Origin of the sequence: Pseudomonas sp. P1.31, assembly GCF_001269815.1 — a bacterium.
Classification (GTDB): Bacteria; Pseudomonadota; Gammaproteobacteria; order Pseudomonadales; family Pseudomonadaceae; genus Aquipseudomonas; species Aquipseudomonas rustica.
On the sequence record NZ_LHVN01000044.1, the window covers coordinates 1 to 12,781 of the forward strand.

The 12,781-nt window shown below is 59.7% G+C and carries 16 protein-coding genes and 1 other RNA gene; 7 read left to right on the forward strand and 10 right to left on the reverse strand.

Annotated features, from left to right (window positions below; all coding sequences use genetic code 11):
• Positions 1-127 precede the first annotated feature (127 nt).
• The 5 genes from AD669_RS26015 to AD669_RS26035 are packed head-to-tail and all read right to left on the reverse strand — an operon-like array spanning position 128 to position 4,939.
• Positions 128-1,345, reverse strand: a complete 1,218-nt coding sequence (locus tag AD669_RS26015) for a 2-octaprenyl-3-methyl-6-methoxy-1,4-benzoquinol hydroxylase (protein WP_172680174.1) — start codon at positions 1,343-1,345, stop codon at positions 128-130.
• A gap of 9 nt (positions 1,346-1,354) precedes the next feature.
• Entirely contained in the window at positions 1,355-1,840 is a 486-nt protein-coding gene (locus AD669_RS26020; protein ID WP_053124878.1) for a DUF4442 domain-containing protein, read from the reverse strand.
• Positions 1,833-3,020 (reverse strand): 2-octaprenyl-6-methoxyphenyl hydroxylase, encoded by a 1,188-nt coding sequence (gene ubiH / locus AD669_RS26025; protein WP_053124880.1) that lies wholly within the window; start codon positions 3,018-3,020, stop codon positions 1,833-1,835. Before ubiH ends, AD669_RS26020 begins: the two co-directional genes overlap by 8 nt.
• Positions 3,017-4,351, reverse strand: a complete 1,335-nt coding sequence (gene pepP / locus AD669_RS26030; RefSeq protein ID WP_053124882.1) for a Xaa-Pro aminopeptidase — start codon at positions 4,349-4,351, stop codon at positions 3,017-3,019. Before pepP ends, ubiH begins: the two co-directional genes overlap by 4 nt.
• 27 nt (positions 4,352-4,378) lie before the next feature.
• Positions 4,379-4,939: a YecA family protein gene (locus tag AD669_RS26035; protein ID WP_053124884.1), complete on the reverse strand. Its 561-nt coding sequence runs from the start codon at positions 4,937-4,939 to the stop codon at positions 4,379-4,381.
• A 130-nt stretch (positions 4,940-5,069) separates the two neighbouring features.
• Here AD669_RS26035 and AD669_RS26040 point away from each other — a divergent pair, with 130 nt between their 5' ends.
• The 4 genes from AD669_RS26040 (at position 5,070) to AD669_RS26050 (ending at position 6,487) form a co-directional block, all read left to right on the forward strand.
• On the forward strand, positions 5,070-5,279 hold the full coding sequence (locus tag AD669_RS26040; protein WP_007911197.1) for a TIGR02449 family protein: 210 nt from the start codon (positions 5,070-5,072) through the stop codon (positions 5,277-5,279).
• Positions 5,276-5,593 carry a cell division protein ZapA gene (locus AD669_RS26045; RefSeq protein ID WP_008081434.1) on the forward strand — a complete coding sequence of 106 codons (318 nt, stop codon included), beginning with the start codon at positions 5,276-5,278 and terminating at the stop codon, positions 5,591-5,593. Before AD669_RS26040 ends, AD669_RS26045 begins: the two co-directional genes overlap by 4 nt.
• A 30-nt stretch (positions 5,594-5,623) precedes the next feature.
• Positions 5,624-5,802: non-coding RNA, 6S RNA (ssrS, locus tag AD669_RS28325), on the forward strand.
• 79 nt (positions 5,803-5,881) lie between these two features.
• Positions 5,882-6,487, forward strand: a complete 606-nt coding sequence (locus tag AD669_RS26050) for a 5-formyltetrahydrofolate cyclo-ligase (protein ID WP_053124886.1) — start codon at positions 5,882-5,884, stop codon at positions 6,485-6,487.
• A 34-nt stretch (positions 6,488-6,521) separates the two neighbouring features.
• On the opposite strand, the gene AD669_RS28515 is transcribed toward AD669_RS26050, so the two are convergent.
• A complete protein-coding gene (locus AD669_RS28515) occupies positions 6,522-6,677 on the reverse strand; it encodes a hypothetical protein (protein ID WP_008081430.1) in 156 nt (51 codons plus the stop codon).
• A 197-nt stretch (positions 6,678-6,874) separates the two neighbouring features.
• Between AD669_RS28515 and AD669_RS26055 the strand changes: the two genes are divergently transcribed.
• Positions 6,875-7,324 carry an EVE domain-containing protein gene (locus tag AD669_RS26055; RefSeq protein WP_053124888.1) on the forward strand — a complete coding sequence of 150 codons (450 nt, stop codon included), beginning with the start codon at positions 6,875-6,877 and terminating at the stop codon, positions 7,322-7,324.
• A 93-nt stretch (positions 7,325-7,417) separates the two neighbouring features.
• On the opposite strand, the gene AD669_RS26060 is transcribed toward AD669_RS26055, so the two are convergent.
• Entirely contained in the window at positions 7,418-7,825 is a 408-nt protein-coding gene (locus AD669_RS26060; protein ID WP_053124890.1) for a flagellar basal body-associated protein FliL, read from the reverse strand.
• Positions 7,826-7,975: 150 nt separating this feature from the next.
• Between AD669_RS26060 and AD669_RS26065 the strand changes: the two genes are divergently transcribed.
• On the forward strand, positions 7,976-8,953 hold the full coding sequence (locus AD669_RS26065; protein WP_053124892.1) for an NADPH:quinone oxidoreductase family protein: 978 nt from the start codon (positions 7,976-7,978) through the stop codon (positions 8,951-8,953).
• 150 nt (positions 8,954-9,103) lie between these two features.
• Here AD669_RS26065 and AD669_RS26070 read toward each other — a convergent pair whose 3' ends face one another.
• Positions 9,104-9,715: an energy transducer TonB gene (locus AD669_RS26070; RefSeq protein WP_053124894.1), complete on the reverse strand. Its 612-nt coding sequence runs from the start codon at positions 9,713-9,715 to the stop codon at positions 9,104-9,106.
• A gap of 187 nt (positions 9,716-9,902) precedes the next feature.
• A complete protein-coding gene (locus AD669_RS26075; RefSeq protein ID WP_053124896.1) occupies positions 9,903-10,523 on the reverse strand; it encodes a flagellar basal body-associated protein FliL in 621 nt (206 codons plus the stop codon).
• A 222-nt stretch (positions 10,524-10,745) separates the two neighbouring features.
• On the opposite strand from AD669_RS26075, the gene glpT reads away from it, so the two are divergent.
• Positions 10,746-12,095 carry a glycerol-3-phosphate transporter gene (gene glpT, locus AD669_RS26080; protein WP_053124897.1) on the forward strand — a complete coding sequence of 450 codons (1,350 nt, stop codon included), beginning with the start codon at positions 10,746-10,748 and terminating at the stop codon, positions 12,093-12,095.
• On the opposite strand, the gene AD669_RS26085 is transcribed toward glpT, so the two are convergent.
• Positions 12,071-12,739: a gamma-glutamylcyclotransferase gene (locus AD669_RS26085; protein ID WP_053124899.1), complete on the reverse strand. Its 669-nt coding sequence runs from the start codon at positions 12,737-12,739 to the stop codon at positions 12,071-12,073. The two genes, glpT and AD669_RS26085, sit on opposite strands and share 25 nt — an antisense overlap.
• Positions 12,740-12,781 lie beyond the last annotated feature (42 nt).

Consider the following 12,781-nt stretch of genomic DNA (forward strand, 5'->3'; position numbering starts at 1 on the left):
KCTGCGATCTTTTGATGTTGTTTTTAAGATCAAAAGATCGCAGCCTGCGGCAGCTCCTACAGGGGAATGCATTCCAAATGTAGGAGTGAGCCTGCTCGCGATGAGGCCATCAGCAGCAACGAAATGATCAAGGTTTGGCGAGGGCCGGAAGATCCCCGGTCAACCCAAGGGCTTCACGCACAAAAAGCGCCTTCGCCTCCGGCATCTGCTCCACCAGCTTCAACCCGGCATTTCTCAGCCAACGCACCGGCAAACGATCCGCCTGAAACAATCGCTCAAACCCTTCCATCGCCGCCATCAGCGCGAGGTTGTGCGGCATGCGCCGACGCTCGTAACGGCTCAGCACTTTCACATCCGCCAGACGCTCCCCGCGCTCGGCCGCTTGCAACAGCACTTCCGCCAGCACCGCCGCATCGAGGAAACCAAGGTTCACACCCTGCCCCGCCAACGGGTGAATGGTGTGCGCCGCGTCACCTATCAGCGCCAGCCCTTCCGCCACATAACGCTTGGCATGACGCTGACGCAGCGGCACGCACAGGCGCGGATCAGCACTGATGCCTTCGCCAAGACGTCCCTCAAAAGCGCGCTCCAGCTCACGGCAGAAACCCGCCTCATCCAGCGCCATCAAACGCTCGGCTTCGCTCGGCGTGGTCGACCAGACGATCGAACACCAATCCTGCTGCCCGTCACGCTCCAATGGCAAAAACGCCAACGGCCCGTGATCGGTAAAGCGCTGCCATGCAGTCGACTGGTGCGGCTGGCTGCTGCGCACGCTGGTGACGATGGCATGGTGCATGTAATCCCACTCGCGCGTGGCCATCCCGGTGAGACGGCGCACTGCCGAGTTAGCCCCATCAGCGGCAATCACCAACGGCGCGCGCAATTGACGACCATCGGCCAGCGTCAGCAGCCAGTCATCACCCGAGCGACGCATCTGTTCCAGCCGCGCATTGGCGAGCATGCCCAGATCGCAATCGTGCAAACGGTCGAGCAAGGCATCCTGCACCACACGGTTTTCGACGATGTGGCCAAGCACTTCGGCGTGCACGCTGCTCGCCGAGAAATGAATCTGCCCGGTGCCGCTGCCGTCCCACACGTGCATGTCGGTGTACGGGCTGCTGCGCCGTGCGGCGATGCCATCCCAGACGCCGAGGCGTTCGAGGATTCGCTGGCTGGCCGCCGATAACGCGCTCACTCGCGGTTCAAATGCGGCTTCAGCATCGAACGGTTTGACGCTCAGCGGGCTGCCGTCGAGCAGCAGAACTTCCAGCCCGCTATCCTGCAGCGCCAACGCCAGGGCGCTGCCGACCATTCCGGCTCCGACAATCAGCAGATCTGCGCGCATGTCCATGCTTTAAGCCTGTCTCGCTTGCGGCTTGAGCCGCACGTAAAGGGTTTTACCGACCCGCGCGACAAGGTTGCCGGCGCCGTCATGAATGTCGACCTGCAACTGCGGCAGGTATTTCTCGCCGCTGGCGGTCTGCCGGCGAATCTCGCCGAGCAAGGTTTCGTCGATGCTGAACCGGGCGAACACCGGGCCTTTGCCCGGCGCGATAAAATCGATGTCCGCAGCCTTGTCCCAGACGATGTACTTCGAGCCGAGGTTTTCCATAAGCATCAGCATGAAAAACGGATCGACCATCGAGTACAGACTGCCGCCGAACTGCGTGCCGACGTAGTTACGGTTGTACCAGCCGAGGCCCATCGACACCTGGACGTCGCGGAAGTCATCGCTGATGTGCCGCACGCGCACGCCAGCACCGAGGTACGGCGGGTAGAAGGTCATGACCCAGCGCATCAACCGCGCCTTGCCGAATTTTTTAGTCAACCACTTAAGCATCCGGACGCGTCCCCAACCCCATGGCCTGACGCGCAAACCAGCGCTTGGCCGGTGGCAACAAATCGAGGCCAAGCAAGCCGATATTACGGCCCAGCGACACCAGCGGCTGCGTGCTGCCGAACAGGCGCGTGACCTGATCGGAGAAACCGACGGTGAGATCCTGATCGAGACGCTGACGCTCGCGATACGCCTGCAACGTGGCGAAATCGCCCAGCGGTTTGTCGCTGGCCAGCAACGCAGCGGCCAAGGCATCGGCATCGCGCAGTGACAGGTTGAAACCCTGCCCGGCTATCGGGTGCAAGCTGTGCGCCGCGTTGCCGAGCACGGCCAGATGCGAGCGCACTTGTTCTTCGGCCTCGACCAGCGTCAGCGGATAAAGATGCCGCGCGCCAACCTGTTTCAACGTGCCGAGGCGATAACCGAACACGCCCTGCAATTCGCTGAGGAAATCACGCTCGCTCAAATCGGCCAGACGTTGCGCGTCCATGCCTAAACGGGTCCAGACCAAGGCGCAGCGGTTTTCCGGCAGCGGCAGCAGCGCCATTGGCCCTTCATCGGTGAAGCGCTCGAAAGCCATGCCGTTGTGCGCTTCGCTCGGGGTGATGTTGGCGATCAGCGCGCTCTGGTTGTACGGACGCTGGCGCACGTTGATGCCCAACTGCTCGCGCAGCCCGGAGCGACCGCCATCGGCGAGCACGGCGAGGTCGCATTCCAGCGTGGTTTCATCGTTGAGGGTCAGGCGATAGCCGTCGGCCAGCGGCTCCATGCGCGTGACTTCTGCCGGGCAGCGCCAACTGATCACGTCTTTGTCGACGTGCTGCCACAGGCAATGGCCGAGCCAGGCGTTTTCCACCACATAACCAAGTGCCGGTACGCCCTCTTCCATCGCCGACAGACGCGCGGTGGAGAAGCGACCACGGTCAGATACGTGAATCTGTTTGATCGGCTCGGCTCGGCGAGAGATTTCCTGCCACACGCCCAAGCGTTGATAAATCTGTCGCGAGCCGAAGGACAGCGCCGACGAACGCGCGTCGTAGCTCGGCTGCCAACTGTCGCCGGGAGCGAACGGCTCGATCAGCACGATCTTCCAGCCGCGCGCCTTGGCCCCGGCCTGCAAGGCCAACGCCAGACTGGCGCCGACCAGACCGCCACCGATGATTGCCAGATTGACTCGACTCATGCCGCGTGTGTCCTTGCTTGCGCCATCAGCGCTTCGATGTCGGCGACGGTTTTCGGTACGCCGGTGGTGAGGATTTCACAGCCTGTTTTGGTCACGACCACGTCGTCCTCGATGCGCACGCCAATGCCGCGCCATTTCTTCGCGACGTTCTGATTGTCCGGGGCGATGTAGATGCCCGGCTCCACGGTCAGCGCCATGCCGACTTCCAGCACGCGCCATTCGCCGCCGACCTTGTACTCGCCGACGTCATGAACATCCATGCCCAGCCAGTGACCGGCGCGGTGCATGTAAAAGGCTTTATAGGCTTCGCTGGCGATCAATTCGTCGACTTCGCCTTGCAACAATCCGAGCTTCACCAGCCCCGTGGTGATCACGCGAACCGTGGCTTCGTGCGCCTGATTCCAATGCTTGTTCGGCGCGATTTCAGCGAATGCGGCTTCCTGCGAGGCCAAGACCAATTCGTAAATCGCTTTCTGCTCGGGCGAAAACTTGCCGTTAACCGGCCATGTACGGGTGATGTCGCTGGCGTAGCAGTCGATCTCGCAACCGGCGTCGATCAACACCAGATCGCCGTCCTTGAGCAGCGCGTCATTCTGCTGGTAATGCAGGATGCAGCTGTTGCGCCCGGCGGCGACGATCGAACCATAAGCGGGCATTTTCGCCCCGCCCTTGCGGAATTCGTAGTCGAGTTCGGCTTCGAGGCTGTACTCGTGGAGGCCGGCCCGACTGGCCTGCATCGCGCGGATATGCGCTTGCGCCGAGATCCGTGCGGCTTCACGCATCACCTTCACTTCTGCCGCCGATTTATACAGGCGCATGTCGTGCAGCAGATGATCCAGCGCAACGAATTCGTTCGGCGGCTGGGCGCCAAGGTGCGCCTTGGAGCGGATCACGTTGATCCAGTCCATCAGGTGGCGATCGAATTCGGGGTTGCTGCCCATCGCCGAATACACCCGGTCGCGGCCTTCGATCAGGCCCGGGAGGATGTCGTCGATGTCGGTGATCGGGAAGGCGTCGTCGGCACCGAAGTCGCGGATCGCGCCTTCCTGACCTGCGCGCAAGCCGTCCCACAATTCGCGTTCGGCGTTGCGTTCACGGCAGAACAGCACGTACTCGCCGTGCTCGCGGCCGGGCATCAAAACGATGACGGCTTGCGGCTCGGGAAAGCCGCTGAGGTACTGGAAATCGCTGTCCTGACGGTAGACGTGCTCGACGTCGCGGTTGCGGATAGCGACCGCGGCGGCAGGCAGGATCGCGATGCTGTTGGGTTCCATCTGCGCCATCAGGGCCTTGCGGCGACGGCTGTATTCCGCTTTGGGGATATGGGTCATGGGCAGATGGCTTTCCCTGGCACGCGATTAATGCAGCGACGGTTTGGCCGCTGGCGGCACGTCGGCTTTCTTGGTTTCCGAGAACAGCAGCAGCGGCGCGACGCGCAGGTACTCCATGACTTCCATGTAGTCGGTCTCGCCGTCTTCGGATTCTTCCAGCGCGTCTTGCACCTGGGAGATCGCCGCCAGATCCTGCAGCACTTCGGTGGCTTCGGTGCTGAGCATGCTACTGTCGCGGCAGTTCAGGCCGAAACCGCTGAGGAAGCCCTGGCACCACTCGCCCAGTGCAGCGGCGCGCTCGGCCAGCGGCGCGTCATCGGTCGGCAGCAGCAGAACGACGGTAACGTCGTCGCCGGTGAGTTCGCCTTTAACCATCTCTTGCAGGCCGATCAAGGCGTTGCGAACGTTGTCCTGCGGCTCGCTTTCGAGCAGTTCGGCAGCGTCGATCAACCATTCTTCGGCAGTGAAACCGGCGCCGGCGCAGCTGCGTCCGAGCAACAGGCCATGCAGTTCGGCAGGCGAGACGTTGTGGCCGCTGGAAGTCAGCAGGGTGGCGAAGGCTTGGTACGGGGAATTCTGAATGGTCATGGGCAGCTAGGCGCCAGACGGCGCTATGTCTAGAATGAAGGCCTTGTATCCTACATCGACAGACTCGCCAAGACTATTAAAGGCTGTCCGCCAGCTATCCCATCAGACAGACTCCAACTCAGTGGACACAATGGAAGACACCGACCTGCAAGCGCTGATGGCCAGACTCGAACTGTTGATTGGTCGAGTCGAGCAACTTAAGAGTCAAAACGCACTCTTACTAGCTCAGGAAAAGACCTGGCGCGAGGAACGCGCTCACCTCATTGAAAAAAACGAAATCGCCCGGCGTAAGGTCGAATCGATGATTTCGCGCCTCAAGGCCCTGGAGCAAGACTCATGAGTTCAAGCAATAGCGTCACCGTGCAGATCCTCGATAAAGAATATTCGATCATCTGCCCGCAGGAAGAACGCAGCAATCTGGTCAGCGCCGCGCGCTACCTCGATGGCAAAATGCGCGAGATCCGCAGCAGCGGCAAAGTCATCGGCGCCGATCGCATCGCTGTGATGGCCGCGCTGAACATCACCCACGACCTCTTGCACAAAGAAGAGCGTCCGGATATCCAGGCCAGCGGTTCGACCCGTGAACAGGTGCGCGACTTGCTCGATCGTGTCGATCTGGTGCTCGCCGACGATCAGACCAACACCAAGGGCTGATTCGACTGGCCGCTTGCGGTATACTCGCGGCACTCCCTGGGGTGCTTGCCAGTTGACGATGTCCCTGAGCCGATTCGCACTACCCTGGAAGTTGCACGTTGGGCTGGTGTGCATGTCCGCTAGACGGAAAGCCTTAAAGTCTACTGCATCTTCCACCTTGAACTTTCGGGTTCAAGGGCTAAGTTGACAGCGGTTCATCCGGGGAGCCTGATTCGAATCCGATGTCGGTGAAAACCGCCATCGGATTTTTTATGCGTACGTTTTCGTCCAACCTGCCGAAGCCGAACCATGACCGAACCCGCGCTGCTGCCCCGCCCGCAACTCCGCCGCCTGCTGCGCAAGGCGCGCCGCTCGCTGAGCAAAAGCGAGCAACGCCAGGCCGCCAAAGGCCTGTATCGGCAACTGGCGCAAGACCCGCACTTTCGCCGGGCCAAACACATCTCTCTGTATTTACCCACCGACGGTGAAATCGATCCGCGCCTGCTGCTGCGTGAAGCACAGCGTCGAGGCAAGTCGACTTATCTGCCGGTGCTCAGTGCCTGGCCGCGAACCAAAATGGTTTTCCAGCGCATTCGTCCCGGCGAGAAACTCAAACCCAATCGCTTCCGCATTCTTGAGCCACGGGCCAATCTGGCTCGGCAACGCAAGGTCTGGGCGCTGGATCTGGTGTTGTTGCCATTGGTGGGGTTTGACGATGTCGGCGGGCGACTGGGGATGGGCGGCGGTTTTTACGATCGCAGCCTGGCGTATCTGGCGCGACGCAAAAGCTGGCGCAAGCCGACGCTGTTGGGGCTGGCCCATGAATGTCAGAAAGTCGAACGCTTGGCGCAGGCGAGCTGGGATGTACCGTTACAAGGCACGGTCAGCGACAAGGCGTGGTATTTCGCGGGATAGGACGCCGCAGATCAGTGGCGTCGGGTGTGCAGTTTCAGCGCTTGAACGCGGTCGACTGTTGAACCTGTTGCGCGACTTCGATTGGAGCGTCAGCTTTGGTTGTCCACAGACTCTGCGCGTAACCGGTGGTCACGACGCCCAGGCCAAACAAAATTACCAAAGTCCATAGTAAATCCGGTTTGCGTTTCATCGATTGCCCCCCTCAAGGCACATCAACACGATGACAGCAGCGGTTTCCGTTTGTAGGCCGTGCAGCAGCGTCAAGCTTTAAAGGCCGGCATTTTGCGGCAACGTGAACCGCTGCGCAAACGCTGACGTCAACCGACTGTCGGTTTGTCATAAAATTGCCCGACAACTTGTCCACTGATCCCGCCAGGAGAACAAAACATGGCCTATTGGCTGATGAAATCCGAGCCCGACGAGCTCTCGATCAAGGGCCTGGAAAAACTCGGCAAAGCGCGCTGGGACGGGGTTCGCAACTACCAGGCGCGCAACTTCCTGCGGGCGATGGCGGTGGGCGATGAGTTCTTTTTCTATCATTCCAGCTGCCCGGAGCCGGGGATTGCCGGGATTGGCAAAATAATCGAAGCAGCGTACCCGGATCCGACGGCGCTGGAGCCGGAGAGTCATTACTTCGATCCGAAGGCGACGCCGGAGAAGAATGCGTGGAGTGCGATTGACGTTGAACACGTTGAGACGTTTGCGCGGGTGTTGAAGCTGGATTATCTGAAGCAGCAGACGGCGCTGGCGGAGATGCCGTTGGTGCAGAAGGGCTCGAGGTTGTCGGTGATGCCGGTCACACCTGAGCAGTGGGCGGCGGTGCTTGCCCTGCGCTGACGCGCAAAAAGATCGCAGCCTTCGGCAGCTCCTACAGGGAACCGCATTCCAATGTAGGAGCTGCCGAAGGCTGCGATCTTTTGTCTTTAATGCTTATTGAATGATCAGGTTGTTAAACAACAAATCCTCAACCACCGGCTTCCCAGTCTCATCATTCATCACCTGCTGAGTCTGCTTCAACGCTTCCTGACGCAGCTTCTCTTTGCCTTCGATGCTGCCCATCGCCTCGGTCGTCTGCTGAGTAAACAGCGCCACCAGTTGATTACGGATCAACGGCTCGTTGGCCTTGACCAGTTTGGCTGCGTCATCGCCGGTCACGCGCAGCGCCACATCGGCCTTGTAGACCTTGAGTTTCGGCGTGCCGTCCAACCCGTAGTTACCCACGAACGGTGGGCTCAGGCTGATGTAGCTGACCTTCGGCGCTTCGCCTTCTTTGGCTTCTTCGGCCAGCGCTGCCACAGGCAGAGACAGGGCCAGCAACAACATGATCCACGCTTTCACAATTCGCTCCTTATCCGGTTTGCGGCCTAGCATAACGACCCGCCGCGCAAGCACAAGCTTATGGCTGACTATCAGGGTCGGGCATGCTCGTTGACCCTTTAACTGACACACCTACACTTATCGGCCATCACTCCCAAAGGAATAGCCCTGATGAAAGCCGTGCTGTGCAAAGCCTTCGGCCCTGCCGAATCGCTGGTGCTGGAAGACGTCGCCAGTCCTGTCGCGAAGAAGAACGAAATCCTGCTGGACGTGCACGCCGCCGGGGTCAACTTCCCCGACACGCTGATCATCGAGGGCAAGTATCAATTCAAGCCGCCCTTCCCGTTTTCGCCGGGTGGCGAAGCGGCGGGCGTGGTGCGCGAAGTCGGGGAAAAGGTCAGCCATCTCAAGGTCGGCGACCGCGTCATGGCCCTGACCGGCTGGGGCAGCTTCGCCGAACAGGTCGCGGTGCCGGGCTATAACGTCCTGCCGATTCCGCCGTCGATGGACTTCAACATCGCCGCCGCTTTCAGCATGACTTACGGCACCTCGATGCACGCGCTCAAGCAACGCGCCAACCTGCAACCGGGCGAAACCCTGCTGGTGCTCGGTGCATCCGGCGGTGTCGGCCTGGCTGCCGTGGAAATCGGCAAAGCCATGGGCGCCCGCGTCATCGCTGCCGCCAGCAGCGCCGAGAAACTCGCGGTGGCCAAGGCTGCCGGCGCTGACGAACTGATCAACTACAGCGAAGCCAGCCTCAAGGACGAAATCAAACGCCTCACCGACGGCCAGGGCGCCGACGTGATCTACGATCCGGTCGGCGGCGATCTGTTCGATCAAGCCATCCGCGCCATCGCCTGGAACGGCCGACTGCTGGTGGTCGGCTTCGCCAGCGGACGCATCCCCGAGCTGCCAGTCAACCTCGCCCTGCTCAAAGGCGCGGCGGTACTCGGCGTGTTCTGGGGCTCCTTCGCTCAACGCCAGCCACAGGACAACGCGGCGAACTTTCAACAATTGTTCGGCTGGTTCGCCGAGGGCAAATTGAAGCCGCTGGTGTCGCAGGTGTATCCGCTGAGCAATGCGGCGCAGGCGATCAATGACCTTGGGCAGCGTAAGGCTGTAGGGAAGGTTGTGGTGCAGGTTCGCTGAAACCACACTGTCATTCAGGCCAGTAACGCTGATGCCGCGTTACTGGCCGTTTCATTTCTCACCTTGAAACCCCTGCCTACCACACTCTACAAAGTTGTTTGGCGGTAACTATGTATCGCGACATTGCCCGTGGCGCTGCTTAGATTTACATCACAATAACTCTCGAATCTCCGCCGGCAAATAGGTCACGTATTTTCGTGTCGGATTGTCTCGACAGTTTCTGACGATGGTTGGAACGCGTCTATTCATCTTCGCAATCATCGCCAGACGTTGCTCATCCGACAATTGATGCCTGGTGAGTGAGTTTGAAAGATAGGCACGTGTATATTCAAAAACAGCCGAATCGACCCAGTCGAACTCGCTCATATTTCCGAGGTTTTCGTTAACGGCCCGGCATTTGACCGTTTTTAACCACTGATTGATATCCAGCGGCTGGTCTTCGATGCGGAAGATCATTGGCGCAATGATTTCCTGTTGCTCAGGCTTATCACCTTCAACGTTCCAAGGTTTAAAGCGCCACTGCGCGATCGCAACTCGAACGGCCTCGGCAAATTCAGGGTGAGTGCTTTCCTGAATACCGATCTCGCTGACTGAACCATCCGCGCTGGCGATGAAGCTAACCTTCACCTTGCCCGTTACTCCTGCCCTTTGCAGCTCTCGCGGATAAATCGGCTTGGGATTGTTTTCCGGTATCAAAAACACTTCTGAAGCCAGCGCAGAACCACCGATCACCAACAAAAACACCACAAAAAACCACCGCATGATTGCACCCTTCCCTAGTGAGTTGTCCTATCCGGCAACAGCACAAAGGATACGGAGCAATGGCTTTTAACTGAACGGCGCAGCTTCGCCAATGCGTGCAGGACGTTTCTCTAATCCCGTCGGGAAACTGGGAGAACCCGCAGAGCGAATTAGCGAAGGTAATTTTTCCGACGGATGTTTAGCTACTTTATGGGCCCACAACATCCCCCGGCATCAAATGCTCCTGCACTTTCTCACTACGCGACTCCACCAACTGCCCCTTGTCGTCAAAACGCAAAACAATCAGCCAGTCATAAACCCCCACCGGCCATTTCGGCTGGCCGATCAGTGCCGGGCCGTTGCCGCCGAATGCGCCGATGAGTTTGTTGATGTGGCCGTGGTGCCAGGCGATCAGGATGGTTTTTGCCTGATTGCTGTCGCGTAACTGGCTGACCAGTTTGTCGACGTCGTTGTTGGCGAAGGGTTGTTCGATCGGCAGTTGCAGGCGTTGTGATAGCGGGATCAGTGTTTGCCGGGGGCGGATGCTTTGTGGGCTGTCGGCGGTGGCGATCAGGCGTTGCGGGGTGAGTGTGTCGTCAGCCAGTTTCAGCGGGGTGAAATAGTCGGCGTACGCGGCGGCGCGTTGTTGGCCTTGGCCGTCGAGCTCTCGGCCCACGTCCGGTTTTTCCGCATGGCGGACGATCAGTACGGTGGTGTTACGCAGCCCCGATGCGCCAGCTCCGTGGGCGAAACTCAGCACCAGCACCGAAACGGTGACGACGGCCACCATCAACAACCTCGGCAATAACCTGCGCACATTCGGAGCCATGGTTCATCTCTGCAATCAGTCATTCATTGAGCGCGAGTCTAAGACACAACGCGCTGATCGCTACAAAAACGCCCTGTTCTTACAGCTGAGCGACAGGTTCGTAAAGGAACGTGCGACTTCCAACATTTTCCGCTGTTTTGCCGATGCGAACCGGTGCTATTTTCGGTAACGAAACTGTAACATTCGCATCCGCAGTCAAAACAAGAAATCTGGAGCTCTTGAATGTTTGCTTTCTTTCGCCCTGCCGCACATCAGGCTCCATTGCCTGAAGAACAAATAGACAGCACCTACCGACGCCTGCGCTGGCAGATCTTCGCTGGTATTTTCATTGGCTACGCGGGTTATTACCTGCTGCGCAAAAACTTCTCGCTGGCCATGCCGTACTTGATCGACGAAGGCTACAGCCGTGGCGATCTGGGTCTGGCGATGTCGGCGATTGCCATTGCTTATGGCTTGTCGAAATTCCTCATGGGCCTGGTGTCCGACCGTTCCAATCCACGCTTCTTCCTGCCGTTCGGCCTGTTGGTTTCGGCGGGCGTCATGTTTGTGTTCGGTTTCGCGCCTTGGGCAACGTCCAGCGTGACCATGATGTTCATTCTGCTGTTCATCAACGGCTGGGCCCAGGGCATGGGCTGGCCGCCGAGTGGACGGACGATGGTGCACTGGTGGTCGCAGAAAGAACGCGGCGGCGTGGTGTCCGTGTGGAACGTGGCGCATAACGTCGGCGGTGGCCTGATCGGCCCGTTGTTCCTGCTCGGCATGGGCCTGTTTAACGACTGGCACGCAGCGTTCTACGTACCGGCAGCGGTAGCGCTGGGCGTGGCGGTGTTTGCCTTCATCACCATGCGCGACACCCCGCAATCGGTCGGCCTGCCGCCGATCGAGAAGTACAAGAACGACTACCCGGAAGGCTACGACGCCAGCCACGAAGACGAATTCAGCGCGAAAGAGATCTTCGTCAAATACGTGCTGCGCAACAAAATGCTTTGGTACATCGCCATGGCCAACGTCTTCGTCTACCTGCTGCGTTACGGCGTGCTGGACTGGGCGCCGACGTACCTGAAGGAAGCCAAAGGCTTCACCGTCGATAAAACCTCGTGGGCGTACTTCTTCTACGAGTGGGCGGGTATTCCGGGCACGCTGCTGTGCGGCTGGATGTCGGACAAGATCTTCCGTGGCAACCGTGGCCTGACCGGCATGGTGTTCATGGCATTGGTGACTGTGGCGACGCTGGTTTACTGGCTGAACCCGGCCGGCAACCCGACCGTCGACATGATCGCGCTGGTCTCGATCGGCTTCCTGATCTACGGCCCGGTGATGTTGATTGGTTTGCAGGCGCTGGAACTGGCACCGAAGAAAGCCGCCGGCACAGCGGCGGGTTTCACCGGTCTGTTCGGTTATCTCGGTGGCTCGGTCGCGGCCAGTGCGGCGATGGGCTACACCGTTGACCACTTCGGCTGGGACGGTGGTTTTGTCCTGCTGATCGGCGCGTGCCTGCTGGCGATGGCCTTTCTGGCCCCGACGCTATGGCACAAGCAAGTCGCCAGTCAGAGTCGCGAAGCGGTCGCCTGATCGCACTGTGACTGACAGCGCTTGAGCCGCGCCTCCAGATTTCGGTCTGGCATGGCGTGGCTGCGCAGGGCGTGTACGGTCTGCTCGACATAATCGCGAGTGGTGCCGTATCGCCCGCTGGCGCTTTCGAACACCTGACTCAGCACGTGATCCGGCAAGTTGCCGGCATAGCTGGGCAGGTGCCGCTCCAAGACAAATCCCAAAGCCTGCACCTGACTGCCATCTGCGAGTCGGCAGTTGAGCCAGTGTGGCCGATAGGACGGCACCGGCATCTCGCGTTTCCACAAGGCGTACAACGCTGCATCAAGATTGTCTTCCGGCAAGCGATACGCGAAGCCGCTGCACGAACCGCCGCGATCCAGACCAAAAACCAGACCGGGCATTTCCGGCGTACCGCGGTGCTCATGCGACCACAGGTACAAGCCGCGATGGTAGCCGTGCACGCGTCCACGAACGCGCTCCACCGCTGAACACTCCGGCCGCCAGATCAGCGAACCGTAGGCGAACAGCCACACCGGCCCGCCCTTGTGGCGCGCCATGGTCGATTGCATGGAAGCGAGAAGTTGTTCGTGCGTCAGCTGCGGCCCAAGATCGAGCCGCGGAGGGTAATTCAGATTCAGAAAAGCGTTTTCAATGGCGCTCATGGCGAATAGCGTTCAGCTCCCCGCGGGTAAAGAATTACTTAA

What these genes read in the sequence shown, in the direction of transcription:
- AD669_RS26020 (WP_053124878.1), bottom strand. Translation starts at nt 1,840, where the DNA reads ATGCTTAAGTGGTTGACTAAAAAATTCGGCAAGGCGCGGTTGATGCGC.
- AD669_RS26015 (WP_172680174.1), bottom strand. Translation starts at nt 1,345, where the DNA reads ATGCGCGCAGATCTGCTGATTGTCGGAGCCGGAATGGTCGGCAGCGCC.
- AD669_RS26040 (WP_007911197.1), top strand. Translation starts at nt 5,070, where the DNA reads ATGGAAGACACCGACCTGCAAGCGCTGATGGCCAGACTCGAACTGTTG.
- pepP (WP_053124882.1), bottom strand. Translation starts at nt 4,351, where the DNA reads ATGACCCATATCCCCAAAGCGGAATACAGCCGTCGCCGCAAGGCCCTG.
- AD669_RS26065 (WP_053124892.1), top strand. Translation starts at nt 7,976, where the DNA reads ATGAAAGCCGTGCTGTGCAAAGCCTTCGGCCCTGCCGAATCGCTGGTG.
- ubiH (WP_053124880.1), bottom strand. Translation starts at nt 3,020, where the DNA reads ATGAGTCGAGTCAATCTGGCAATCATCGGTGGCGGTCTGGTCGGCGCC.
- AD669_RS26050 (WP_053124886.1), top strand. Translation starts at nt 5,882, where the DNA reads ATGACCGAACCCGCGCTGCTGCCCCGCCCGCAACTCCGCCGCCTGCTG.
- AD669_RS28515 (WP_008081430.1), bottom strand. Translation starts at nt 6,677, where the DNA reads ATGAAACGCAAACCGGATTTACTATGGACTTTGGTAATTTTGTTTGGC.
- AD669_RS26035 (WP_053124884.1), bottom strand. Translation starts at nt 4,939, where the DNA reads ATGACCATTCAGAATTCCCCGTACCAAGCCTTCGCCACCCTGCTGACT.
- AD669_RS26045 (WP_008081434.1), top strand. Translation starts at nt 5,276, where the DNA reads ATGAGTTCAAGCAATAGCGTCACCGTGCAGATCCTCGATAAAGAATAT.
- AD669_RS26075 (WP_053124896.1), bottom strand. Translation starts at nt 10,523, where the DNA reads ATGGCTCCGAATGTGCGCAGGTTATTGCCGAGGTTGTTGATGGTGGCC.
- AD669_RS26070 (WP_053124894.1), bottom strand. Translation starts at nt 9,715, where the DNA reads ATGCGGTGGTTTTTTGTGGTGTTTTTGTTGGTGATCGGTGGTTCTGCG.
- glpT (WP_053124897.1), top strand. Translation starts at nt 10,746, where the DNA reads ATGTTTGCTTTCTTTCGCCCTGCCGCACATCAGGCTCCATTGCCTGAA.
- AD669_RS26085 (WP_053124899.1), bottom strand. Translation starts at nt 12,739, where the DNA reads ATGAGCGCCATTGAAAACGCTTTTCTGAATCTGAATTACCCTCCGCGG.
- AD669_RS26055 (WP_053124888.1), top strand. Translation starts at nt 6,875, where the DNA reads ATGGCCTATTGGCTGATGAAATCCGAGCCCGACGAGCTCTCGATCAAG.